The organism is Stenotrophomonas sp. WHRI 8082 (genome assembly GCF_040223995.2).
Lineage (GTDB): Bacteria > Pseudomonadota > Gammaproteobacteria > Xanthomonadales > Xanthomonadaceae > Stenotrophomonas.
In genome coordinates, this window is the sequence record NZ_CP167826.1 from 3,941,751 (window position 1) to 3,962,218 (window position 20,468).

22 protein-coding genes are annotated in these 20,468 nt (G+C 67.4%); 13 read left to right on the plus strand and 9 right to left on the minus strand.

From position 1 onward, the window contains the following. The first annotated feature begins 6 nt into the window (after positions 1 to 6). From ABRP17_RS17355 to ABRP17_RS17415, 13 genes are all read left to right on the plus strand, one after another. On the plus strand, positions 7 to 1,137 hold the full coding sequence (locus ABRP17_RS17355; protein WP_188327096.1) for an acyl-CoA desaturase: 1,131 nt from the start codon (positions 7 to 9) through the stop codon (positions 1,135 to 1,137). Positions 1,138 to 1,268: 131 nt separating this feature from the next. Next, positions 1,269 to 2,246 carry a glucokinase gene (locus ABRP17_RS17360; RefSeq protein ID WP_349984342.1) on the plus strand — a complete coding sequence of 326 codons (978 nt, stop codon included), beginning with the start codon at positions 1,269 to 1,271 and terminating at the stop codon, positions 2,244 to 2,246. 52 nt (positions 2,247 to 2,298) lie between these two features. Beyond that, a complete protein-coding gene (locus ABRP17_RS17365; protein ID WP_349984340.1) occupies positions 2,299 to 3,303 on the plus strand; it encodes a N(4)-(beta-N-acetylglucosaminyl)-L-asparaginase in 1,005 nt (334 codons plus the stop codon). Further along, positions 3,300 to 4,034: a copper homeostasis protein CutC gene (locus tag ABRP17_RS17370; protein ID WP_349984339.1), complete on the plus strand. Its 735-nt coding sequence runs from the start codon at positions 3,300 to 3,302 to the stop codon at positions 4,032 to 4,034. The genes ABRP17_RS17365 and ABRP17_RS17370 overlap by 4 nt, the downstream gene beginning before the upstream one ends. A 211-nt stretch (positions 4,035 to 4,245) precedes the next feature. Beyond that, positions 4,246 to 4,716, plus strand: coding sequence for a DUF2975 domain-containing protein (locus ABRP17_RS17375; RefSeq protein WP_188327257.1), 471 nt, complete (start codon positions 4,246 to 4,248; stop codon positions 4,714 to 4,716). Next, positions 4,716 to 4,943, plus strand: coding sequence for a helix-turn-helix transcriptional regulator (locus ABRP17_RS17380; protein WP_188327100.1), 228 nt, complete (start codon positions 4,716 to 4,718; stop codon positions 4,941 to 4,943). Before ABRP17_RS17375 ends, ABRP17_RS17380 begins: the two co-directional genes overlap by 1 nt. 44 nt (positions 4,944 to 4,987) lie before the next feature. Continuing rightward, positions 4,988 to 6,532 (plus strand): TerC family protein, encoded by a 1,545-nt coding sequence (locus ABRP17_RS17385; protein WP_349984338.1) that lies wholly within the window; start codon positions 4,988 to 4,990, stop codon positions 6,530 to 6,532. A 168-nt stretch (positions 6,533 to 6,700) separates the two neighbouring features. Further along, entirely contained in the window at positions 6,701 to 7,561 is an 861-nt protein-coding gene (locus tag ABRP17_RS17390) for an STAS domain-containing protein (RefSeq protein WP_188327102.1), read from the plus strand. 1 nt (position 7,562) lies between these two features. After that, complete coding sequence (locus ABRP17_RS17395) at positions 7,563 to 7,925, plus strand: STAS domain-containing protein (RefSeq protein WP_188327103.1); 363 nt, start codon at positions 7,563 to 7,565, stop codon at positions 7,923 to 7,925. Continuing rightward, positions 7,922 to 8,323 carry an ATP-binding protein gene (locus tag ABRP17_RS17400; protein WP_192079675.1) on the plus strand — a complete coding sequence of 134 codons (402 nt, stop codon included), beginning with the start codon at positions 7,922 to 7,924 and terminating at the stop codon, positions 8,321 to 8,323. The genes ABRP17_RS17395 and ABRP17_RS17400 overlap by 4 nt, the downstream gene beginning before the upstream one ends. Further along, the gene (locus ABRP17_RS17405; RefSeq protein WP_349984337.1) at positions 8,314 to 9,330 is read left to right on the plus strand and encodes an ATP-binding protein; all 1,017 of its coding nucleotides are present in this window, start codon (positions 8,314 to 8,316) and stop codon (positions 9,328 to 9,330) included. The genes ABRP17_RS17400 and ABRP17_RS17405 overlap by 10 nt, the downstream gene beginning before the upstream one ends. Further along, a complete protein-coding gene (locus ABRP17_RS17410) occupies positions 9,330 to 10,202 on the plus strand; it encodes a sensor histidine kinase KdpD (RefSeq protein WP_188327106.1) in 873 nt (290 codons plus the stop codon). Before ABRP17_RS17405 ends, ABRP17_RS17410 begins: the two co-directional genes overlap by 1 nt. Further along, positions 10,189 to 12,105, plus strand: coding sequence for a response regulator (locus tag ABRP17_RS17415; RefSeq protein WP_223203022.1), 1,917 nt, complete (start codon positions 10,189 to 10,191; stop codon positions 12,103 to 12,105). The genes ABRP17_RS17410 and ABRP17_RS17415 overlap by 14 nt, the downstream gene beginning before the upstream one ends. A 61-nt stretch (positions 12,106 to 12,166) precedes the next feature. On the opposite strand, the gene ABRP17_RS17420 is transcribed toward ABRP17_RS17415, so the two are convergent. From ABRP17_RS17420 to mdcA, 9 genes are all read right to left on the minus strand, one after another. After that, complete coding sequence (locus ABRP17_RS17420; protein WP_349984334.1) at positions 12,167 to 12,886, minus strand: GntR family transcriptional regulator; 720 nt, start codon at positions 12,884 to 12,886, stop codon at positions 12,167 to 12,169. Between the two features lie 88 nt (positions 12,887 to 12,974). Beyond that, complete coding sequence (locus ABRP17_RS17425; RefSeq protein WP_192079667.1) at positions 12,975 to 14,321, minus strand: SLC13 family permease; 1,347 nt, start codon at positions 14,319 to 14,321, stop codon at positions 12,975 to 12,977. An 88-nt stretch (positions 14,322 to 14,409) separates the two neighbouring features. Then, entirely contained in the window at positions 14,410 to 15,327 is a 918-nt protein-coding gene (gene mdcH, locus ABRP17_RS17430; RefSeq protein ID WP_349984333.1) for a malonate decarboxylase subunit epsilon, read from the minus strand. Then, a complete protein-coding gene (gene mdcB / locus ABRP17_RS17435) occupies positions 15,324 to 16,184 on the minus strand; it encodes a triphosphoribosyl-dephospho-CoA synthase MdcB (protein WP_349984331.1) in 861 nt (286 codons plus the stop codon). The genes mdcH and mdcB overlap by 4 nt, the downstream gene beginning before the upstream one ends. After that, a complete protein-coding gene (gene mdcG, locus ABRP17_RS17440; RefSeq protein ID WP_349984330.1) occupies positions 16,181 to 16,834 on the minus strand; it encodes a malonate decarboxylase holo-[acyl-carrier-protein] synthase in 654 nt (217 codons plus the stop codon). The genes mdcB and mdcG overlap by 4 nt, the downstream gene beginning before the upstream one ends. Before the next feature lie 3 nt (positions 16,835 to 16,837). Continuing rightward, on the minus strand, positions 16,838 to 17,542 hold the full coding sequence (gene mdcE, locus ABRP17_RS17445) for a biotin-independent malonate decarboxylase subunit gamma (RefSeq protein ID WP_188327112.1): 705 nt from the start codon (positions 17,540 to 17,542) through the stop codon (positions 16,838 to 16,840). Then, positions 17,539 to 18,435 carry a biotin-independent malonate decarboxylase subunit beta gene (locus ABRP17_RS17450; RefSeq protein WP_349984329.1) on the minus strand — a complete coding sequence of 299 codons (897 nt, stop codon included), beginning with the start codon at positions 18,433 to 18,435 and terminating at the stop codon, positions 17,539 to 17,541. Before ABRP17_RS17450 ends, mdcE begins: the two co-directional genes overlap by 4 nt. Then, on the minus strand, positions 18,432 to 18,755 hold the full coding sequence (gene mdcC, locus ABRP17_RS17455; RefSeq protein ID WP_188327114.1) for a malonate decarboxylase acyl carrier protein: 324 nt from the start codon (positions 18,753 to 18,755) through the stop codon (positions 18,432 to 18,434). The genes ABRP17_RS17450 and mdcC overlap by 4 nt, the downstream gene beginning before the upstream one ends. A 12-nt stretch (positions 18,756 to 18,767) precedes the next feature. Beyond that, positions 18,768 to 20,411: a malonate decarboxylase subunit alpha gene (mdcA, locus tag ABRP17_RS17460; protein ID WP_349984328.1), complete on the minus strand. Its 1,644-nt coding sequence runs from the start codon at positions 20,409 to 20,411 to the stop codon at positions 18,768 to 18,770. Positions 20,412 to 20,468: the final 57 nt, after the last annotated feature.

A 20,468-nucleotide genomic window follows, 5' to 3' on the forward strand; every position in this document is an offset into this window, starting at 1 on the left:
CATGCAATGAGCCGCCCTGATCGTGCCCTTACCCCTGCCGAACTGAATGCCTTCGGTGCCGAACTCGATGCGATCCGCGACCGCGTGATCGGCGAGCTGGGTGCCCGTGATACCCGCTACATCCGCCGCGTTGCCGCGGCGGTGCGCTGGTCCGGCCTGCTGGGCCGCGCCCTGTTGTTCGTGGGCGCGTTCTCGCCGCTGTTCATGGCCGGTCTGCTGTGGCCGGCCTGCATTGCCGGCACGTTGTTGCTGGCGTTGTCGAAGATCCTGGAAAACATGGAGCTCGGGCACAACGTGATGCACGGCCAGTACGACTGGACCGGCGATCCGAAGCTGGATGGCAACAGCTACGAATGGGACATCGTCGCCACCAGTGACAACTGGCGGAAGACCCATAATTTCAAGCACCACACGTATACCAACGTACGCGGCATGGACGATGACATCGGCTACGGCCTGCTGCGCATCTTCCCCGAGCAGCGCTGGCGTCCGTTCTATCTGCTGCAGCCGATCATCGCGCCGATCTTCGCGCTGATGTTCCAGTGGGGTGTGGCCATCCAGGACCTGCGCATCGGTCGCTGGCTGAAGGGCCGCATGACCGCCCACCAGCTGTGGAAAGAGACGCGTCCGGTCGCCGCGAAGATGGGGCGCCAGCTGGGCAAGGATTACGTCCTGTTCCCGCTGATGGCCGGCCCGTTCTTCCTGCCGGTGATGCTGGGCAACCTGGTCGCCAACGGCATGCGCAACATCTGGACCTACGTGATCATCTTCTGCGGCCACTTCACCGCCGATGCGGAAACGTTCTCGAAGGACTGCCTGCGCAACGAATCCCGTGGCCACTGGTACCTGCGCCAGCTGCGTGGTTCGTCCAACCTGAAAGGCGGGTGGGTGATCAACGTCCTGTCGGGCAACCTCAGCCACCAGATCGAGCACCACTTCTACCCGGACCTGCCCGCGAACCGCTATTCGCGCATCGCCGTGGAAGTGAAGGACATCTGCCGTCGCTACGGCCAGCACTACAACACCGGGTCACTGCCGAGCCAGTTCGGACAGGTGGTGTGGCGCATCCTGCGCCACGCATTCCCCAGCCGCCCGACGCGCATGGTGGCGCCGCACGCCGCAGCCGGCACCGCCTGAACCCGACCGCTGCCTGCGCTATGCAAAGCGCGGGCAATGGCTGAGAATCCTCAGGATTGAGTTGAACCAGCAAAGGCGTGCGAGTGAACGTTGCGGCATCTTCCCGGGCCCCACAGTCGGGCCCATCCCCCGTGACGCCTCCCGTTGCCGGATCTTCCGCGCCCCTGATCGTGGCCGATGTCGGCGGTACGTATGCCCGCCTGGCGTGGGCTAACGATGACGGCACCGCGCCGCACATAGACGGGTTCCGCCGTTACCAGTGCGCGCACTATCCCAGCCTGGCCGCGATCCTGTCCGAGTTTGCCGGAAGCGCGCCGCCTGCCGGCCTGCGTGCGGTGGTCGCCATCGCCGGCCTGCTGCAGGGTGACACGCTGGTCAACGCCAACCTGCCGTGGCCGGTGGCGCGCGAGGCCACGCGGCGTGACGCAGGGTTGCATCACCTGCAGTTGATCAACGACTTCGAAGCGGTGGCGCTGGCCATCCCGCACGTGCATGCCGACGCGCTTGTGCCGCTGCATGACGGTGACGGCGCTGCATCTGCATGGCCTGCGCTGGTCCTTGGCCCGGGCACTGGGCTGGGTGCGGCACTGCGGTTCGCCGACGGTGAGCGACCGGTGCTTGCCAGCGAGGTCGGGCATTCGGCGCTGGCCGCCGGTACGCCGCTGGAGCTGGACGTACTGCGCCTGCTGCTGCAGCGCTGGCCGCATGTCGACAACGAGCGCGTGCTGTCGGGCACCGGCATGATCAATCTCTATGAGTGCCTGTGCGTGCTGCGCACGGTGTCGCCGCGCTGGCGGGACACCGCCTCGCTGCTCGCGGCGGCGAAGGCCGGCGATGATCCGCTTGCGAGCGAGACCGTGCAGGTGTTCTGCGGCTGGCTGGGCAGCTTCGTCGGTGATCTGGCGATTGCCTTCGGCGCGCGCTCGGTCTACCTGGCCGGCGGCGTGTCCGCGCATATCGCCCCGTTCATCGCTGACAGCCCGTTCGTGGCGCGCTTCCTCAACAAGGGCGTGCTGGGCAGCGTCCTGCAGCAGGTGCCGGTATGGCGCGTCGAGCACGGCGAGCTGGGCGTACTCGGTGCCGCAGCCTGGAAGGGCGATACGATGTGATGCTGCCCGGCCGGTGGCCGGGCATGGCATGGGCGATCTGGAGCGACACCGCATGAGCGACCGTAGAACTTTCCTGCAGGCCGGCGCGCTGGCCATCGGTGCACTGGGGTTGCCCCGTGGCGCACGCGGATCCGCACCCGCTGCCGGCGCCAGGGTGGTGTCCACCTGGGACTTTGGCGTCGGTGCCAACCAGGTGGCGTGGAAGACGCTCGCCGCCGGCGGCAGCGCACTCGACGCGGTGGAGCAGGGGGCACGCTGGGCGGAAAGCGAGCTGTGCAACCCCACCGTGGGACGCTGCGGCAATCCGGATCGCGATGGCAACCTCAGCCTGGATGCGAGCATCATGGACGGCGATGGCCGCTGCGGTTCGGTGGCCGCGCTGGTGGACATCCTGCATCCGGTGTCGGTGGCCCGGCGGGTGATGGAGCATACGCCGCATGTGATGCTGGTCGGGCAGGGCGCCCGGCAGTTCGCGATCGAGCAGGGCTTCCCGCGCGAAAAGCTGCTGACGCCGACGGCGGAGAAGGCCTGGAAGGCGTGGCAGAAGACCGCAGAGTACGCGCCACAGATCAATGCCGAACGACGCAGCATTCCGGGCGACAGCAGCAACCACGACACCCTCGGGATCCTCGCCCTCGACGCACAGGGACGGCTGGCCGGGGCCTGCACCACCAGTGGCATGGCGTGGAAGATGCAGGGCCGCGTGGGCGACAGTCCGATCATCGGAGCGGGGCTGTACGTCGACAACGAGGTCGGCGCGGCCACCGCGTCCGGCGTGGGCGAAGAGATGATCCGCAACGCGGCCTCGTTCCTGGTAGTCGAACTGATGCGCCAGGGCCGCAGTCCGGCCGAGGCCTGTCGCGAAGCGATCGCGCGGGTCGTGCGCAAGCGTCCCGAAGCCAGCCGCACGCTGCAGGTCTGTTTCCTGGCGATGAACCGGGATGGCGACGTTGGCGCCTACGCGCTGCACCGTGGGTTCGTGTACGCGGTGTGCGATACGCAGCGCCAGGATGCCTTGCACGATGCGGCGTCGGTCTACCGCAGCGAACAGACATGAGCGCCCCGCACGTACTTGAAATCGCCTGCGATGGGGTGGGCTCGGCACTGGCCGCGCAGGCCGGGGGAGCGGACCGTGTGGAACTGTTCGCCGACCTTGCGTCCGGCGGTCTCACGCCGTCGCATGGCACGCTTGCGGTCGCCCGCGAGCGCGTGCAGCTGCCGCTGTTCGTGCTGATCCGGCCGCGGGCCGGCGACTTCCGCTACGGCGACTGGGAAGCGCAGGTGATGCGGGAAGACATCCTGCACTGCCGGACGCTGGGCGTGGATGGCGTGGTGCTGGGCGCGTTGACCGCCGATGGCGATGTCGATATGCCCTTGTGCCAGCGCCTGGTCGAAGCGGCAGGCGGCATGCAGGTGACCTTCCACCGCGCCTTCGACGCCGCCCGCGATCTGTCGCGGGCGCTGGAGGACGTGATCGCGCTCGGCTGCAGCCGGGTCCTCAGCTCGGGCGGACAGGCGTCGGCGGAGCAGGGCGCCGATGCGCTGGCCGCGACCGTGCACCAGGCGGACGGACGCATCGCGGTGATGGCCGGTGCCGGCATCACCGCCGATCGCATCGCGGCGATTGCCCTGCGCACCGGCTGCCGGGAGCTGCACGCCTCGGCCAAGGTGCGGGTCAGCTCCACGATGCACCACTACAATCCTGCGTTGGCCGGGCTGGAGGCGGACCACCTGCAGTCCGGCACAGAGCAGGTGGCGGCACTGCGCGCGGCGCTGGACCGGATGTAGCGCCCCGCAGCCGCCCCTCCTCGCGGCAGTCCCCGTCATGGGATCGTCGTGCGGGACGCTGGACACGATCGCGTTTATCGTTTATCAATAAGGCGGGTCACTCTTCCGGTGACCATCTGCCGGAGGCTTCGTGCCAAGCCGTACCCACCGTGCGCCGAGATCGCGCGGTATCTTCAACCTGACCCATGCCGCCATCCACGCCGTCATGGCAATGTGCTGGCTGGGCATCCTGGGCGCCCTGTGTGCTGTTCCGCTGGTGTTCCATCGCCCCGCGCGCCTGCTGGATGCAGTCGATGCCCGCGTCGTTGCCGAACACGGCGACGTCCCCCATCTGCTGCTGCACTTCAGCGCCGGCCTGCTGGCGATCGTGGTGCTGTTGGCCTTGGGGCTGGTCTTCCTGCGCCACCTGCAGCGGCTGGTGCGCTCGGTGCGTGAGCAGCAGCCGTTCACCCGCGGCAACGTGACACGCCTGCAGCGCATGGCCTGGCTGATGCTGGCGATGGAGCTGCTGTCGATCCTCATCGGCCTTTACGCCAGCTGGATGGGCCCGCAGTTCGCATGGATGGAAGTGGGGGGCGGCATGTCCATCACCGGGCTTATCGCGGTCCTGATGCTGTTCGTGATCGCGCATGTGTTCGCGGTTGGCACGGCCATGCGCGAGGACCTGGACGGCGTGGTCTGATGGCGATCGTCATCACCCTCGACCGCATGCTGCTGGAACGCGGCATGACCCTGTCCGAGCTGGCCGGGCGCATCGACATCACCCTGGCCAATCTGTCGATCCTGAAGACCGGCAAGGCGCGCGCGATTCGGTTTTCCACCCTGGATGCGATCTGCCGCGAGCTGCGCTGCACGCCAGGCGACCTGCTGGGCCACGATCCGGCGCGCGCGCAGGACGAAGGCCCCTGAGCTTCGAACGCTTCACCCCCCTCAACGACTGAAAAGAACGAATCATGGAATGGCTGGCTGACCCCTCGATATGGATGGGGCTTGCAACCCTGGTGGTGCTGGAGATCGTGCTCGGCATCGACAACCTGGTCTTCATCGCGATCCTGGCCGACAAGCTGCCGCCGCACCAGCGTGACCGCGCGCGGGTGATCGGGCTGACGCTGGCGCTGCTGATGCGGCTTGTCCTGCTGGCCGCGCTGTCGTGGATCATGAAACTCACCGAGCCCCTGATCGCGGTGCTCGGCCATGATTTTTCCGGCCGCGACCTGATCCTGCTGGCCGGCGGCCTGTTCCTGCTGTTCAAAGGCACCATGGAGCTGCATGAACGGCTGGAAGGACGTACGCATGAGGACGGTGGCAACCGGGTCTATGCGAGCTTCGGCACCGTCGTCGCCCAGATCGTGGTGCTCGATGCGGTGTTCTCGCTGGACTCGGTGATCACCGCCGTCGGCATGGTGGACAACCTGGGCGTGATGTATGCGGCAGTGACCATCGCGATGGCGTTGATGTTGCTGGCCAGCAAACCGCTCACCCGCTTCGTCAACAAGCATCCCACGGTGGTGGTGCTGTGCCTGGGCTTCCTGCTGATGATCGGCTTCAGCCTGGTGGCCGAGGGGCTGGGCTTCAAGATTCCGAAGGGCTATCTGTATGCCGCGATCGCGTTCTCCATCCTGGTCGAGTCCTTCAACCAATGGGTGGGCTTCAACCGCGAGCGGGACGCCCAGCTGGTCCCGTTCCGCCAGCGCACGGCCGACGCGGTGATGCGCATGTTCGGCGCACGCGATGCCGGCTCGCCGCGTGACGATGATCCGGACCGCGATGGCGATGCCAGCGAGCGTCTGCAGCCGGCCGAACAGGACATGATCCGCAGCGTGCTGACACTGGCCGAGCGACCGGTGTCCAGCGTGATGACCGTGCGCACCGACGTGCAGTGGCTGGACATCAGCCGCGGCCAGGAGGACGTGATCGCCCGGCTGATCGCCAGCCCGCACACCCGGCTGCTGGTCGCAGACGGCGACCTGGATCGCCTGCGTGGCGTGGTGCAGAGCCGCGACCTGCTGGCCAATCTGCTGCAGGGCAGGCCGCTGCAGCTGGAGGCCAGCCTGCGCGACGCGCAGTTCGTATCGTCCACGGCCAGCGCGCTGCAGGTGCTGGAGCTGATACGCCAGCACCCGGTGCCGCTGGCGGTGGCGGTGGACGAGTACGGTGGCGTGGAGGGCCTGGTGACTGCCAACGACCTGCTGGCCGCCATTGCCGGTGACCTCGCCGATACGCAGGGCGAGGAGTACGGCATCCAGGAAATCGGAGCGGGTCACTGGGAGGCCGACGGCAGGCTGACGCTGGATGACCTGCAACGTCATGCAGGCATCCGTTTTACCCGTGAGGGCGATTACCAGACGCTGTCCGGGCTGGTGCTGCACGCGCTTGACCGGATGCCGGTGCCGGGTGACGTGGTCGAGCACGCAGACGTCCGCCTGCGCGTGCTGTCCGTGGAAAAGCGCCGGGTCGGACGCATCTCTTTGCAGCGCAACGTTCCCGTCGACGGCTGAGCATCTTCACGCCGCGAACACATTGCTGATTGCGTAATGACGGGGCTGTGTTGGACAGGGAATGCCGCGTATGACCTTAATGCAGGCATGCAGCGCCTTGTCTGGCACGGACGATTGACTTGACCGCATGTCGGTACAGGCGCCCCCCGAACATTCCAGGATACTTTCATGGCGGCATTGCAGCAGCGCACCCTCGACCTCATCCGCCGCAACGAGGAGCAGATCCTCGCGCAGTGGCAGCAGACGCTTGCCGCCGGTGGGCAGGGGCTGGACAACCGGATTTCACCGCTGGAGCTGGATGGTCAGCTGCGCGAGTACTGGCGCTTGTTCCAGCAGGCGATCTCCGCCGCCGATGCGGGCTCTCTGCAGGGAGCGGAGTGGCTGTCGCTGCGGCGTTTCCTTGAAGAGCTGAGTGCGGACCGCGCGCGTCGCGGCTTCAACTCGTCGGAGACCGCGCAGTTCGTGTTCTCGCTCAAGCGCCCGTTGTTCGAGCAGGTGCAGGCGGGCTTCGCGGATAACCCGCAGCAGCTGGGCGACCAGATGTGGGCGCTGTCCGAACTGCTGGATCTGCTGGGCCTGCACACGGTCAAGGCGTTCCAGAAGTCGCGCGAGGAAGTGATCCAGCGCCAGCAGGAAGAGATGCTGGAACTGTCGACGCCGGTGGTCAAGCTGTGGGAGGGCGTACTGGCACTGCCGATGATCGGCACGCTGGATTCGCAGCGCACCCAGGTGGTGATGGAATCGCTGCTGCAGCGCATCGTTGATACCGGTTCGGAAATTGCCATCATCGACATCACCGGCGTGCCCACCGTGGACACCCTGGTGGCCCAGCACCTGTTGAAGACCGTCACCGCCATCCGCCTGATGGGCGCCGACGCGATCATCAGCGGCGTGCGTCCGCAGATCGCGCAGACCATCGTGCATCTGGGGCTGGACCTGCAGGGCATCGTCACCAAGGCCAACCTGGCCGATGCGTTGGCGCTGGCGCTGAAGCGTACCGGCCAGACCGTGACCAAGGTGGCCGGCTGAAATGGATCGCATCCCGATCCTGCAGATGGGCGATCTGCTGCTGGTGACCATCCAGGTGGACATGCACGACCAGTTGGCGCTGACCCTGCAGGATGACCTCACCGAGAAGATCCAGCGCACCTCCGCACGTGGCGTGCTGATCGACATTTCGGCGCTGGATATCGTCGACTCGTTCATCGGCCGCATGATTTCAACGATCTCCGCGCTGGCCCGCATCATGGATGCGACCACCGTGGTGGTAGGCATGCAGCCGGCGGTGGCGATCACCCTGGTGGAGCTGGGCCTGGACCTGCGCGGTGTGCGTACCGCGCTGAACGTCGAGCGCGGGATGAAGCTGCTCCAGCAACGCGACGCCGACTCATGATCGCCGACAGCGGTTCCATTCCCGTGCGCATCGAACAGGACGTGGTCGTGGCCCGGCAGACGGTCCGCCAGCTGGCCGTGGCGTTCGGTCTGCGGCTGGTCGACCAGACCAAGCTGGTCACCGCCGCCAGCGAGCTGGCACGCAATGCGGTGATCTACGGCGGCGGCGGCGACATGCACTGGACCACCGTCGAGCGCGGCGTCCGCAAAGGCATCCAGCTGGTATTCGCCGACCAGGGCCCGGGCATCCCGGACCAGGTGAAGGCACTCACCGACGGCTGGTCGTCGGGTTCCGGAATGGGCCTCGGCCTGTCCGGGTCGCGGCGGCTGGTGGATGATTTCGCGCTGGACAGCGCGCCCGGCGAAGGCACACGGGTTACGATCACCAAATGGACCTGAACTTTTCCGGCCCTGTCACCCGCGTTGTCACCATCGAAGAAACCACCCAGGTCGGCCAGGCACGACGCGAAGCACTGTCGCTGGCGAGCCAGGCCGGATTCAACGAGGGGGATGCCGGACGCGTTGCGCTGGCCGCTACCGAACTGGCCACGAATCTGTGGCGCCATGGCGGCGGTGGCCGCATGTATCTTTCCGTGATCGCCGGCCACGACGGCCCTGGCGTGGAGCTGTGCACGATCGATCGCGGCCCGGGGTTCGTGCTCGCGCAGGCCCTGCAGGACGGCTACTCGACCGGTGGCAGCCAAGGCTTGGGCATGGGCGTGATCGCCCGTCAGTCACGGGTCATGGACGTGTGGAGCGATGACCGCGGCACGGTCGTGCTAGCACGCATCCATGCCGAGCGCGCCCCACGCGATGCGGACCTTGCCTACGGTGCCGTTCGCCTGCCGATCAAGCACGAAGACGCCTGCGGCGATGCATGGCACCTGCAGGTGCAGGCCCGCCAGCTGACCTTGACCATGATCGACGGGCTGGGCCACGGCGTACTGGCCGCCGCGGCGTCTGAAGCCGGGGTGCGCGCATCAGCACTGGCGCCAGCGGGCGAGGGTGCCGTGGATCGCATCGCACGCCTGCATGCCGGGCTTTCCGGCTCGCGCGGGGGAGCGGCGGCGGTGGCCTGCCTGTCGCTGGACAACGGCGCGATCGACTTCGCCGGCGTGGGCAACATCGCCGGCAGCCTGCTGATCGCCGACACGTCGCGCGGCATGGCGTCCATGCCCGGCATCGTCGGCGTGCAGTACCGCAAGGCCCAGGCATTTGCCCTTCACGCACCGGCTGGCACGCTGATGGTGATGCACAGCGACGGGGTCCAGGCGCGTTGGAGCATGCGTGATTACCCGGGGCTGCAGCATCGCCACCCCGCGTTGGTGGTGGCCGTGCTGCACCGTGATTTTGATCGTGGTCGCGACGATGTCTGCGTCGTCGCGCTGCGTGCAGGAGCGTTTTAATGACCGTCAACGACGTGCCGGACCCGCAGGAGCTCGAGCGGCTGCGGCAGGAAAACGAAGCGCTGCGCGCAGAGCTGGACGAAACCAACCAGGGCGTGGTCGCGCTGTATGGCGAGCTGGACCAGCAGGCCGAACAACTGCGCCAGGTGTCCGAGCTGAAAAGCCGTTTCCTGTCCTACATGAGCCATGAATTCCGCACCCCGCTGGGGTCGATCCTGAGCATGACCCGGCTGTTGACCGATGGCATGGACGGCGAGCTGAGCAGCGGCCAGCGGCAGCAGGTGACCTTCATCAGCAACGCGGCCAGCGAGCTGCGCGAGATGGTCGATGACCTGCTGGACCTGGCCAAGATCGAGGCGGGGCGGATCACCATCTCGCCGGGCTGGTTCGATCTGATGGATCTGTTCACCGCGCTGCGCGGCATGTTCCGGCCGCTGCTGGAGGGCAACCAGATCGACCTGGAGTTCGTTGCCCCGCCGCGGCTGCCGATGCTGTACACCGATGACAAGAAGCTGGCGCAGATCCTGCGCAACTACATCTCCAATGCCTTGAAGTTCACCCCGCGTGGCCGGGTGGTGGTTTCCGCGCAGATGGAGGGAACCGATGCGGTGCGCTTCAGCGTGCATGACACCGGCATCGGCATCCCCCTCGACATGCAGGCGGCGTTGTTCGAAGACTTCATGCAGGTGGATTCGCCGTTGCAGAAGCGCCTGCGTGGCACCGGCCTGGGGCTGTCGCTGTGCAAGCGTTTCGCCACCCTGCTCGGTGGCCATGTCGGCATGAACAGCGTGCCGGGGGAGGGCTCGGAGTTCTTCGTGGTGCTGCCGGTGAAGCTGGTGGCCAGCGCGGAGGTGCCCCGTGCAGCAGAGTGACCGGCTGCTGGTGGTGGACGACAACATCGCCACGCGCTATTCGGTGCGACGCGTGCTGGAACACCACGGCTACCAGGTAGACGAAGCAGGCACCGGCCAGGAGGGACTGGATGCCGTGGCCGCCAGCGACTACGCGGCGTTGGTGCTGGATGTGAACCTGCCGGACATGAGCGGTTTCGACGTGGTGCGCGAACTGCGTGCGCAGCCGCGTACCGCGCTGCTGCCGATCGTGCATGTGTCCGCGGCTTCGATCAGCACCGGTGACATGATCACCGGCCTGGACGCCGGCGCGGACGGCTATCTGGTGCACCCGGTGGACCCGGATGTGCTGCTCGCCACACTGCGCAGCCTGCTGCGGGCACGGCGTGCCGAAGATGCCCTGCGCGAGGCCGAGGCGCGTTTCGGCGAGATATTCCGCCAGATCAATGCACCGATCGCCGTGCTGGATGCGGAACTGAAAGTGCACGACGCCAACGAGGCGTTCGTGCGGCTGTTGGGAAGCCAGGCGGCGACGGGCATGCCGCTGGAACGGCTGGGCAATGCAGGCGAGTTCATCGATGGCCTGCGTGACGCGCTGCATCGGCGCGAACGCTGGCAAGGCACCGTGGCGCTGCCCAATCCGGCGGGCAACCCGCGCATGACCCAGTGGCGGCTGACCCCGTATCAACAGCCGGACCTTGGCCTGGTGGTGGTGGAAGACATCACCGCCCACCATGAGCGCGACCGCGAACAGCGCCGCGAACTGGCCTACCAGATCGCCGAGCGCGAACGGACCGAAGCCGAGCTGCTGCAAGCGCAGAAAATGGATGCGCTGGGCCAGCTGACCGGCGGCATCGCGCATGATTTCAACAACCTGTTGACCACGATCATTTCCGGCCTGGACATGATCGAGCTGGCGGCCAGCACCGGCAAGCTGGAGCGCCTGGGGCGATATACCGAAGCAGCGTCCAGTTCCGCCACGCGCGCGGCGGCGCTGACCCAGCGCATGCTGGCGTTTGCCCGCAAACAGCCGCTGGATCCGCGTCCATTCAATGTCAGTGCGTGCATCCACTCGCTGGAAGACCTGCTGCGGCGGACCATCGGCGAGAACATCGAGCTCGAGTTCGAGCTGGGTGACGAGCCGTTGGTCGCGCTGGCCGATCCGAACCAGTTCGAAAGCGTGGTGCTGAACCTGGTGATCAATGCGCGCGATGCGCTGGGCGGGAACGGGCTGATCCGCATCCGCGGCGAGCGCGCGCGGGTGGACGGCGATTACGCATTGGCGGCCGGTGACTACATCAGCGTCAAGGTGATGGACAACGGCAGTGGCATCGAGGCGCATCTGCTGAAGAAGGTGTTCGAGCCCTTCTTCACCACCAAACCGCAGGGCGAGGGCACCGGGCTGGGCCTGTCGATGACGTATGGTTTCGCACGACAAAGTGGCGGCGTGGCGCGCATCAGCAGCGAGCCCGGCGTGGGTACCGAAGTGGAGCTGCTGCTGCCGTTGGGCGATGCCGCGCGGATACTGCCGGTGGACGCGCACCGCGATACACCCAGCGGACGGCTGGAGCGCGTGTTGGTGGTGGACGATACCGACTCTGTGCGTCAGATGGTGCAGGACATGCTGCGCGAGGCCGGCTATGACGTGGTGGCCGTAGGTGATGCACGCCAGGCGCTGCGCGAACTGCGCGATGACGATAGCATCGCACTGCTGTTGTCCGATGTCGGCCTGCCGGGCATGAATGGACGCGAGCTGGCCGATGCCGCGCGGGAGCTCAGGCCACGCCTGCCGGTGCTGTTCATCACCGGCTATACCGAGCGCGCGACAGTCCGCAATGAGTTCCTGGGGCCGGGTATGGCGTTGCTGCCGAAGCCGTTCAACCTGTCCGAGCTGCTGCGTGCGGTGAGTGTCGCGTTGCGCTGACGGCCAGGTTGGACGCTTGACGGCCAGCTGGAGCTTGACGGCCAGCGGCCGTCACTACCCTTCAGATGCCGCCTTCGCGTGGCAGCGGGGCGGGCACATTGAGTTGGCCCCCTGCGGCCACATAGGCGGCCAGTGCCTCACCCTGGCTGAGCAGGTGACGGTTCATCATCGCTTCCGCCGCCTGCGCGTCGCGGCGGCTGATGCAGGCCATCAGTTCGCGATGCTCGGCCAAGGACTGGGCCATGCGCCCGGGCGTCAGCAACTGCCGGCCCCGGTGCATCTTCAGGATGCGGTGCAGATCATGGGTCACCCGGATAAGCCAGGGGTTGCCGGCATGGGTCTGCAATGATTCGTGGATCAGGTAGTTGTTGCGGTAGTACTCCGCCAGGTCGCCGCTTGCCGCAGCACTTTCCATGGCGTCGTGCAGTGCCTGCAGATGCGCGATGCCGTCATCGTCGATGCGCCGCACGGCGTCGTGTGCGCAGCGGCCTTCCAGCATCGCCATCACCGGGAACAGTTGATTCAGATCTTCCAGCGTGAGCCGCGTCACCCGGCTGCCACGGCCCGCGTCGATCTGCACCAGGCCCTCGGCAGCCAGCAGCTTCAGGCTTTCGCGCAGCGGCGTACGGCTGATGCCCAGCTCTTCCGCCAGCGCCGGTTCGTCGATCCACTCACCCGGTGGCAGCAGATAGTCGTAGATCTTCTGCCGCAGCTGTTCGGCGACTTCTTCGTAGAGCGGCACGCGACGGTTGCTTCTGCGGGGGCCGGGGGCCAAGGGCATGGTCAGGTGATCGAATGCAGGAAGGGATAGTTTAATCGCTGCCACCGAGGGTGACGCGGTTGCGCCACCCTCGATGCACCGGTGGGCCTTACATCCAGCCCGGCACCACGAACAACAGCCATGCCAGCAGCGGACCGAAGGCCACGACCAGCCCGCTGTACACCAGGAAGCGGCGGAACAGGGCTTCGCGTTCTTCCTTCGCGGCCGATGCCACCACCAGCGCACCATTGGTCGAGAACGGGCTGACATCCACCACCGTGGAAGACACCGCCAGCGCACAGATCACACCCGCCGCGCTGAGATGGCCCTGCATCAGGAACGGCACCGCCAACGGGATGGTGGCACCCAACACGGCAGCCGACGAGGCGAATGCCGAGACGATGCCACCCACGTAGCAGACCAGCAGCGCGCCGAGCAGCGGGATGCCGATGGCGCCCACGCCATGGCCCACGAAATCGACCGCACCGGCCTTCTGCAGCACCGCAACGTAGGTGACCACACCGCTGATCAACAGCACCGTGGACCAGCTGATGCCATCCACCGCGCCCTTCTGTGCACTCGGCGAAGCCAACGCGATGGCCACCGCTACGGTGATCGCGACGAGGCCCACGTTGAGGTCGTAGACCAGTGCGGCAACACCCAGGCCGAGCAGGCCGATCAAAGTGATCAGGCGGTCGCGGTTGAGCCGCACTTCTTCCAGTGCCAGGGGATCGTTGGACAGCGTGCCACCGCCGGCACTGACCACCGCGCCATGGCCTTCAATGGCGAACTGGCGCGACGACGCCTGCACGCCGGCGACCATCGGCTCGGCTGCAAGCTCGGGTCCGCGGCGCATCAGCGCGATGCCGCCGAACGCAAAGAAGCAGATGAAGGCCATCAGGGTGTTGAAGCCCAGGCTGGTCAGGAACACGGCCATTTCCGTGACTTCCAGCCCGGCCTTCTGCACGACCTGGTTGGTGATGCCACCGTACACGCTGATCGGTGAGAAACCGCCGGCCTGCGCGCCATGGATCACCAGCAGGCCCATCATCAGCGGATTGATCCGGTACTGCTTGGCAAAGCGCAGCGCGACCGGCCCGATGATCGCGACCGCAGCGGGGCCCAGGGCGCCGAAGGCCGTCAGCACCGCAGTGACCACGAACATCACCCAGGGAATGGCCACGATGTGGCCGCGCACGGCTTTCACCGCCCAATGCACCAGCAGGTCGATGGTGCCGTTCTTCTGCGCGATCGCGAACAGATACGTGATGCCGACCAGGGTCAGGAACAGGTCACCCGGGAAGCCGGCCAGCACTTCCTTTCCGTCCATCCCGACCCATATGCCGCCGACGATGAACGCCAATGCAAAGCCGACGGCGCCCATGTTGATGGGCAGGGCCGTGGCCACGATGAACATGATCACCAGTCCGATGATCGTTGCGATTTCTGGACTCATGCGCCCTCCCGAGACACCTGGTCAACCAGCTCGGATGGCGGCCCGCCATCCAGGGGTACTGCGTGTACGTTCTGACCGGTGCGTGCGCTCATGCGCGCGCACAGGCCGCCTCCACCCACTCCAGCACGCCCTCCAGCGTGTGGAACTCTTCCACCGAGCGTGCCTGCAGCTGCGGATGCAGCTCACGGGCGCGCCGGCTCAATGCACTGCCCGGGCCGAGCTCCAGGAACACGCGGGCACCGTGTTCGACGGCCTGCTGCATGACCGTCTGCCACTGCACGGTCTGTTCGATCTGCTTCGCCAGTGATCGGCGGACCTGTTCCACGGTGACCACGCTGCGACCGTCGATGCCGGCCAACAACCGGGTGCGCGGCGCATGCAGCTCGGTCACCGCAAGACGCTGGGCGAACGCCGCCGCCGCGCTGGCCAGCAGGGGGGTGTGCGCCGGCACCGACACCGGCAGCGGCACGCTGCGCGCGCCACGGGACTCGGCTGCGGCCTGCAAGGCATCCAGCGCAGGGCGTTGCCCGCCCAGCACGACGTGGTCGTCGCCGTTGACGATGGCGACGAAGACACCGTGATCGCGGCACAGCACGTCGATGACGGCGCGCTCCAGCCCGATCACCGCCAGCAGTCCGCCGTCGGCGGGCGCTGCGGCGTCCATGGTCGCCGCGCGGTCGATGGCCAGTTGCAGGCACTGCGCCGGCTCCAGGCTGCCAGCCACCGCGTGGGCGGCGAGTTCGCCCGCGCTGTAGCCGGCCACCACCCGTGGGGGAGGGAGGTGATCGCGAAGGGCGAGCCAGTGGCCCAGCGCCGCCGCACAGACAAGGGGTTGAGCGATGGCATTGCGGAACCGGTCCGGGTCCGCCGCCAGCGTGGCCGGTGCCGCACCGAGCAGCTGCGCAAGCACCTGCAGCATCGGCGCGGCGGCCGCCGACGCGGCAAGGCGATCGAACATGCCGGGCTGCTGTCCGCCCTGGCCGGGGCACAGGAACGCGAGCGTCATGGCATGCGCTCCTGCATCAGCAGGAACACGCTGCAGGCAAGCAGGTCTGCGCTGCCGCCCGGGCTCAACCGGCGCTGCTCGAATGCCTGACCGAGGCGCCGCAGGCGTGCCGACCAGCCCGCCGCGTGGACGCCACCGCTGGCCAGGAATTCCCGTGCGCTCGCCTGCGCGAACGCCAGTCCCTCACGTCCACCGCGATGCAGCAGGTTGAGGTCGTCCGCCACTGCGATCAGTTGCATCAGGGTCTGCACATGCGCGGTTGCGGGATCCAGCCCGTGGGCCAAGGCCGCGCGGAGCGCTGGCACACCAACCTCCTGCAGCAGGGGAAATCCAGCGGCGGCTTGTTCGCGGACACCGGCGACGCCGTGCAGGGCACGCGCACGCTGCCCCGGACTGCGCGGGTCCAAGGGGGCGTCCAGCAGGTCATCGCGCCACCGTGCAACATCGGCGCACACCGCCTCGGCCGGCGCCGGGCGGCCCTGTTGGACGTACAGCCGCGATGCGTGTGCGACCAGCAGGCCCAGGCTGAAGATGGCGCCGCGGTGGGTGTTGATGCCGCCGGTCGCTGCGCCCATCGCCTGTTCCGCGCTGAGGCCGAGCTGTCGCAGCGACGCGAATCGCTGCGCGGTGGGCCCCTGTGCGGCAATCGCCACGAAATATCCGCGCAGCGCGAACAGGCTGCGCATGAAGGTGCCGGCATCCATGTCGTGGTGGCTGCCACGACTGAAGGGGGTCACCAGGCCGGGTTTCGGACTGCACGCCAGCTCGGCGTGCAGCGCGGCGATGGCCATGCGGCCCAACCGGTGCGCGGGTGCGCGCGAAAGGGGGGAAGGGCAGGGGATCGCGAGCGCGTTCATGCAGGCTGCCGCCTGTCGGCGCACGCATCTGCGCCCAGCGCGTCGCGCGTCGCCAGCCAGCAGGCCGCATCGGCCTTCACCAGCACCCGCGGTGTATCGCTTGCATATTCGCGCCAGTTCACCGCCTGTCCACCGGCGAACCGCAGTTCGCCATCGGCACGCAGCCGATGCACGGATTCCCAGTGCTGCAACAGCGTGCAGATCGCTGTCGCAGCATGCTGATCGTCGACCTCCCACAGCAGGTCGAGGTCCGAGCCAGGATGTACGTACTCACGGCCGGTGACCGCCTGCCAGCCGTGGCTGCCGAACACGCGCGGTGCCAGCCCCCGCCCGCTGCATTGCTGATGCAGCGCGTGCAGGGCGGCCCGCCAGCTGCCGCTGCAGGTTTCCAGCACCGCCTGCAGCGGCGGCGGCGGCGCGTGGCGCAGGACCGCACCGCGCGGCGCGCGCAAGGCCAGGCGCTGGCGCTGTTCGGCCAGTGGCAAGGGCACGCCCAGCCGCAGCTGGTCGCCATCGGTTGCCGGATCACGTCGCGCAATGACCGCCGGCAGCCGTGCCTGCAACCAGGCGCGCAGACGGGCTTCGGCCTGCGGGGTCAGCGCGGTGAAGTCCGCCTGCGGGTCGATCCAGGCCAGATCGTGGCGCTGCATGGCTCAGGCCTCGCCCGCCGCTACGGCGCGGGCGACGTCGTGTGCCAGCAGGCGTCCGCCGCGTTGCAGGCCGCGTTCGCGGCGCAGGTCGCGGGTCGGTGGCGCAGCGAGCGCTGCTTCCAGCGCGACCGCAAGATCGCCCTCCCACACCGCTTCCACCGCACCCATCCGCACATAGTTGTCGACGCCGGGCGCGAACACCGGGGAGCTGGTGCTCAACGCCTGCAGCTTCTCCAGCGGCTGCTTGGTGACCCGCGCCATCGCACGCAGATCCATCACCCGGACCTGGGCCTCGGGAAGCGCGAAGATGCGGTCCGCCATCAGGCCGAAGGACAGGAATCCTCCACTCACGGATTCGCCATACACCAGGCTGATCAATGGCGCACCGCGGCGACGCGCGAGCTCCAGGCTGCGCGCGAGGTGCGCGAAACACCCGTTGATGCCCAGCAGTTCATCGCGGCGCGCCAGCCGCTGGCCCGCCGTATCGACCAGCATCACGATGGGGCGCTGCGGATGCGCACGGGTGCTGGCCAGGACGCAGGCCGACAGCGCCAGCGCGTGATCAACGCCCACCTCGAGCTTGTTGGCGGTGCCGATGACCGTGATCTCGCCCACGCCGGTGGTGGCGGTTCCGGTCAGTACGTCATCGTTGCGGGCAATGGCGTGGCCGGCCGGGAACAGGGCAGGCAGCAGCTGATCGAGCTTCATGGCAGGCTCCGCGCGGCAACCGCATCGAGGAAGGCGGGGGTATCGAGCAGGGGCAGTCGCTCGGGATGGGCGATGCCCTGCAGGGTCCAGATCTCCAGGCCATCGCGGCACGCGCCATAGGCGGCGATGCGGGCCTCCAGCACGCGCTGGGCCTGTTCCAGGGACGCAAGCGGGTCGTCGGTTCCTGCCGTATCGCCGGCATCGAGGGCCGCCACGGCGGCGTCGACGAACGCGTCCATCCGGTCGGCGACCAGCTGGTCTGCCTCGCCGATAAGGTAACGGTGCTTGCCGCCGGTGACGCGCCACACCAGGGCGCGGTCGCGCGAGTCGAACTCTTCCACGCCCCGCACCGTTTCAATGACTTCAGGGCCGGACAATGACAAGCGGCCTTCTTCGGACATCAGCACCGCGGTGCAGCAGCGGGCAACGATGCCCATGCCACCGAAGGCCCCGTTCCCGCTGCCGACCAGCGCCAGCACCGGGATGCCTTCCGCCCGTGCCGCCAGCACGGCGCGCATGATCTCGGAAATCGCAATCAGGCCCGCGTTGGCCTCGTGCAAGCGCACACCACCGCTGTCCAACAGCAACAGCACCGCGTCCGGGCGCTCGCTGCGGGCGCGTTCCAGCAGGCCGGTCAGTTTGGCGCCATGCACTTCGCCCACGCCGCCGCCCATGAAGGCGCCCTGCTGCGCGGCCACCAGCACCGCGCGACCCCGCAATGTGCCTGCGCCGACGACGATGCCATCGTCGAACGCCCCGGGCACGTCCAGCTGGGCCAAGTGCGGGCTGATGGTGCGCCGGCGCGGGCCGTAGTATTCGGTGAAGCTGCCGGCATCGAGCAGGCCAGCGATGCGCTCGCGGGCATCGGCTTCGTAGTAGCTGCGCTGGCTCATGGCTGCTGTCCCCGCTCGTCGAGCGCTTCCAGTGCCTGCTGCAGGCGCAGGCTCACCACGGCCGGCGTCGCCCCCGCATCATTGATGGACAGTCGGACATCGCGCAGCGGATGGCGTGCGGCGAAGTCGGCCAGCACCGCCTGCCAGATCTCACCGAAGCCGCGGGCCGACGTGATCACGTCGATCTCCATGGCGCCATCAAGCGGCACCGCTTCGACCAGTACTTCCAGATTGCCCGAGGCGACCACGCCGACCAGGGCGTGCAGATCGGCGGCGCCCAGCAGGCGCTCACCGGGAAAACGATAACGGAGGGTTTCCATGAATGCTGTCCCTTACCAGTTGCGGAAGCGTTTGGGCGGGTCGTACAGGCCGCCGGACCAGTGCACGAGATCCTTGATCGAGCGGGCGGCGAGCAGGTCGCGCGTGGCGTCGCGGCTGCGTACGCCCAGGTCCTCGGCGCGGCGGATCACACCGCGGTCGCGCAGGTTCTCCACCATCGCTTTGTCGCGGCCCATGCCCACGGCGGTGTAGCCGGCGACACCGCGTATCGCCTGTTCGCGTTCTTCCGGGGTGCGGCACAGCAGCAGGTTGGCGATGCCTTCCTCGGTCAGGATGTGGGTCACGTCGTCGCCGTAGATCATTACCGGCGGCAGGGGCATGTTCGCGCGCTCGGCCAGCTCCCAGGCATCCAGCCGGTCGACGAAGGCTGGCGCCATGTGTTCGCGGAAGGTTTCCACCATCTGCACCACCAGTTTGCGACCGCGCGGCATCTGGCCGGGCAGTGCCGCTTCCGCGCCCGCCTTCAGCCAGGCTGGACTGGCGTGGCGACGGCCGCGTGCATCCGATCCCATGTTGGGCGCGCCGCCGAAGCCGGCGATGCGGTCGCGGGTGGCGGTGGAGCTGTTGCCCTGCAGGTCGATCTGCAGGGTGGATCCGATGAACATGTCGCAGGCATACAGGCCGGCGGTCTGCGAGAACGCGCGGTTGGAGCGCATGCTGCCGTCGGCACCGGTGAAGAACACATCGGGACGCGCCTGGATGTACTTCTCCATGCCCAGTTCCGAGCCGAACGAATGCACGGATTTGACGAAGCCGGATTCGATGGCCGGGATCAGCGCCGGATGCGGATTGAGTGCCCAGTGGCTGCCGATCTTGCCTTTCAGCCCCAGCGATTCGCCGTACGTGGGCAGCAGCAGTTCGATCGCCGCGGTATCGAAGCCGATGCCATGGTTGAGGCGCTGCACCCCGTACTCCGCGTAGATGCCTTTTATCGCCATCATCGCCATCAGCACCTGGATCTCGGAGATCTGTGCCGGATCGCGGGTGAACAACGGTTCGATGTAGTTGGGGCGCGGCGCGAGGGTCACGAAATCGACCCAGTCCGCCGGGATGTCGACGCGGGGGAGGGTGTCGACGATCTCGTTGACCTGGGCAATGACGATGCCGCCGCGGAAAGCAGTGGCCTCGACGATGACCGGGGTGTCTTCGGTGTTTGGACCCGTATAGAGATTGCCATGGCGGTCCGCTGCCTGGGCAGCGATCAGGGCGACTTTCGGGGTGAGGTCGATGAAGTAGCGGCCGAACAGTTCCAGATAGGTGTGGATCGCGCCGATGTCGATGCGTCCTTCAGCCACCAGGCCCGCAAGGCGACCGCCCTGTGGGCCGGAGAAGGAGAAGTCCAGGCGCTTGGCGATGCCGCGCTCGAACACGTCCAGATGCGAGGGCAGGGAGAGCACGGACTGCACCATGTGCAGGTCGCGCACCCGTTCCGGATTGACCTGGGCCAGCGATTCGGCCAGAAAGTCGGCCTGCTTCTGGTTGTTGCCTTCCAGACAGACGCGGTCCCCAGGCTCGATGACGGCTTCGAACAGGTCGATCACGCGGGCGTGCGGCACCTCGCGCGCCAAGCCGGCTTGGGCGGCGCGTTGCAGGCGCGCTTGGCGCTGCTGCTCAAGGGTATTCCAGACACGGGTCATGCCGATGACCTTTGTAATTACGGAGTAATTACGACGCTATCACCGGATTCCAGAGCC

Coding starts and splice junctions, on each gene's coding strand:
- mdcA (WP_349984328.1), bottom strand. CDS start 20,411: ATGACCCGTGTCTGGAATACCCTTGAGCAGCAGCGCCAAGCGCGCCTG.
- ABRP17_RS17370 (WP_349984339.1), top strand. CDS start 3,300: ATGAGCGCCCCGCACGTACTTGAAATCGCCTGCGATGGGGTGGGCTCG.
- mdcC (WP_188327114.1), bottom strand. CDS start 18,755: ATGGAAACCCTCCGTTATCGTTTTCCCGGTGAGCGCCTGCTGGGCGCC.
- ABRP17_RS17450 (WP_349984329.1), bottom strand. CDS start 18,435: ATGAGCCAGCGCAGCTACTACGAAGCCGATGCCCGCGAGCGCATCGCT.
- ABRP17_RS17395 (WP_188327103.1), top strand. CDS start 7,563: ATGGATCGCATCCCGATCCTGCAGATGGGCGATCTGCTGCTGGTGACC.
- ABRP17_RS17405 (WP_349984337.1), top strand. CDS start 8,314: ATGGACCTGAACTTTTCCGGCCCTGTCACCCGCGTTGTCACCATCGAA.
- mdcG (WP_349984330.1), bottom strand. CDS start 16,834: ATGCAGCGCCACGATCTGGCCTGGATCGACCCGCAGGCGGACTTCACC.
- mdcB (WP_349984331.1), bottom strand. CDS start 16,184: ATGAACGCGCTCGCGATCCCCTGCCCTTCCCCCCTTTCGCGCGCACCC.
- ABRP17_RS17420 (WP_349984334.1), bottom strand. CDS start 12,886: ATGCCCTTGGCCCCCGGCCCCCGCAGAAGCAACCGTCGCGTGCCGCTC.
- mdcH (WP_349984333.1), bottom strand. CDS start 15,327: ATGACGCTCGCGTTCCTGTGCCCCGGCCAGGGCGGACAGCAGCCCGGC.
- ABRP17_RS17385 (WP_349984338.1), top strand. CDS start 4,988: ATGGAATGGCTGGCTGACCCCTCGATATGGATGGGGCTTGCAACCCTG.
- ABRP17_RS17380 (WP_188327100.1), top strand. CDS start 4,716: ATGGCGATCGTCATCACCCTCGACCGCATGCTGCTGGAACGCGGCATG.
- ABRP17_RS17410 (WP_188327106.1), top strand. CDS start 9,330: ATGACCGTCAACGACGTGCCGGACCCGCAGGAGCTCGAGCGGCTGCGG.
- ABRP17_RS17425 (WP_192079667.1), bottom strand. CDS start 14,321: ATGAGTCCAGAAATCGCAACGATCATCGGACTGGTGATCATGTTCATC.
- mdcE (WP_188327112.1), bottom strand. CDS start 17,542: ATGAAGCTCGATCAGCTGCTGCCTGCCCTGTTCCCGGCCGGCCACGCC.
- ABRP17_RS17375 (WP_188327257.1), top strand. CDS start 4,246: ATGTGCTGGCTGGGCATCCTGGGCGCCCTGTGTGCTGTTCCGCTGGTG.
- ABRP17_RS17365 (WP_349984340.1), top strand. CDS start 2,299: ATGAGCGACCGTAGAACTTTCCTGCAGGCCGGCGCGCTGGCCATCGGT.
- ABRP17_RS17400 (WP_192079675.1), top strand. CDS start 7,922: ATGATCGCCGACAGCGGTTCCATTCCCGTGCGCATCGAACAGGACGTG.
- ABRP17_RS17355 (WP_188327096.1), top strand. CDS start 7: ATGAGCCGCCCTGATCGTGCCCTTACCCCTGCCGAACTGAATGCCTTC.
- ABRP17_RS17390 (WP_188327102.1), top strand. CDS start 6,701: ATGGCGGCATTGCAGCAGCGCACCCTCGACCTCATCCGCCGCAACGAG.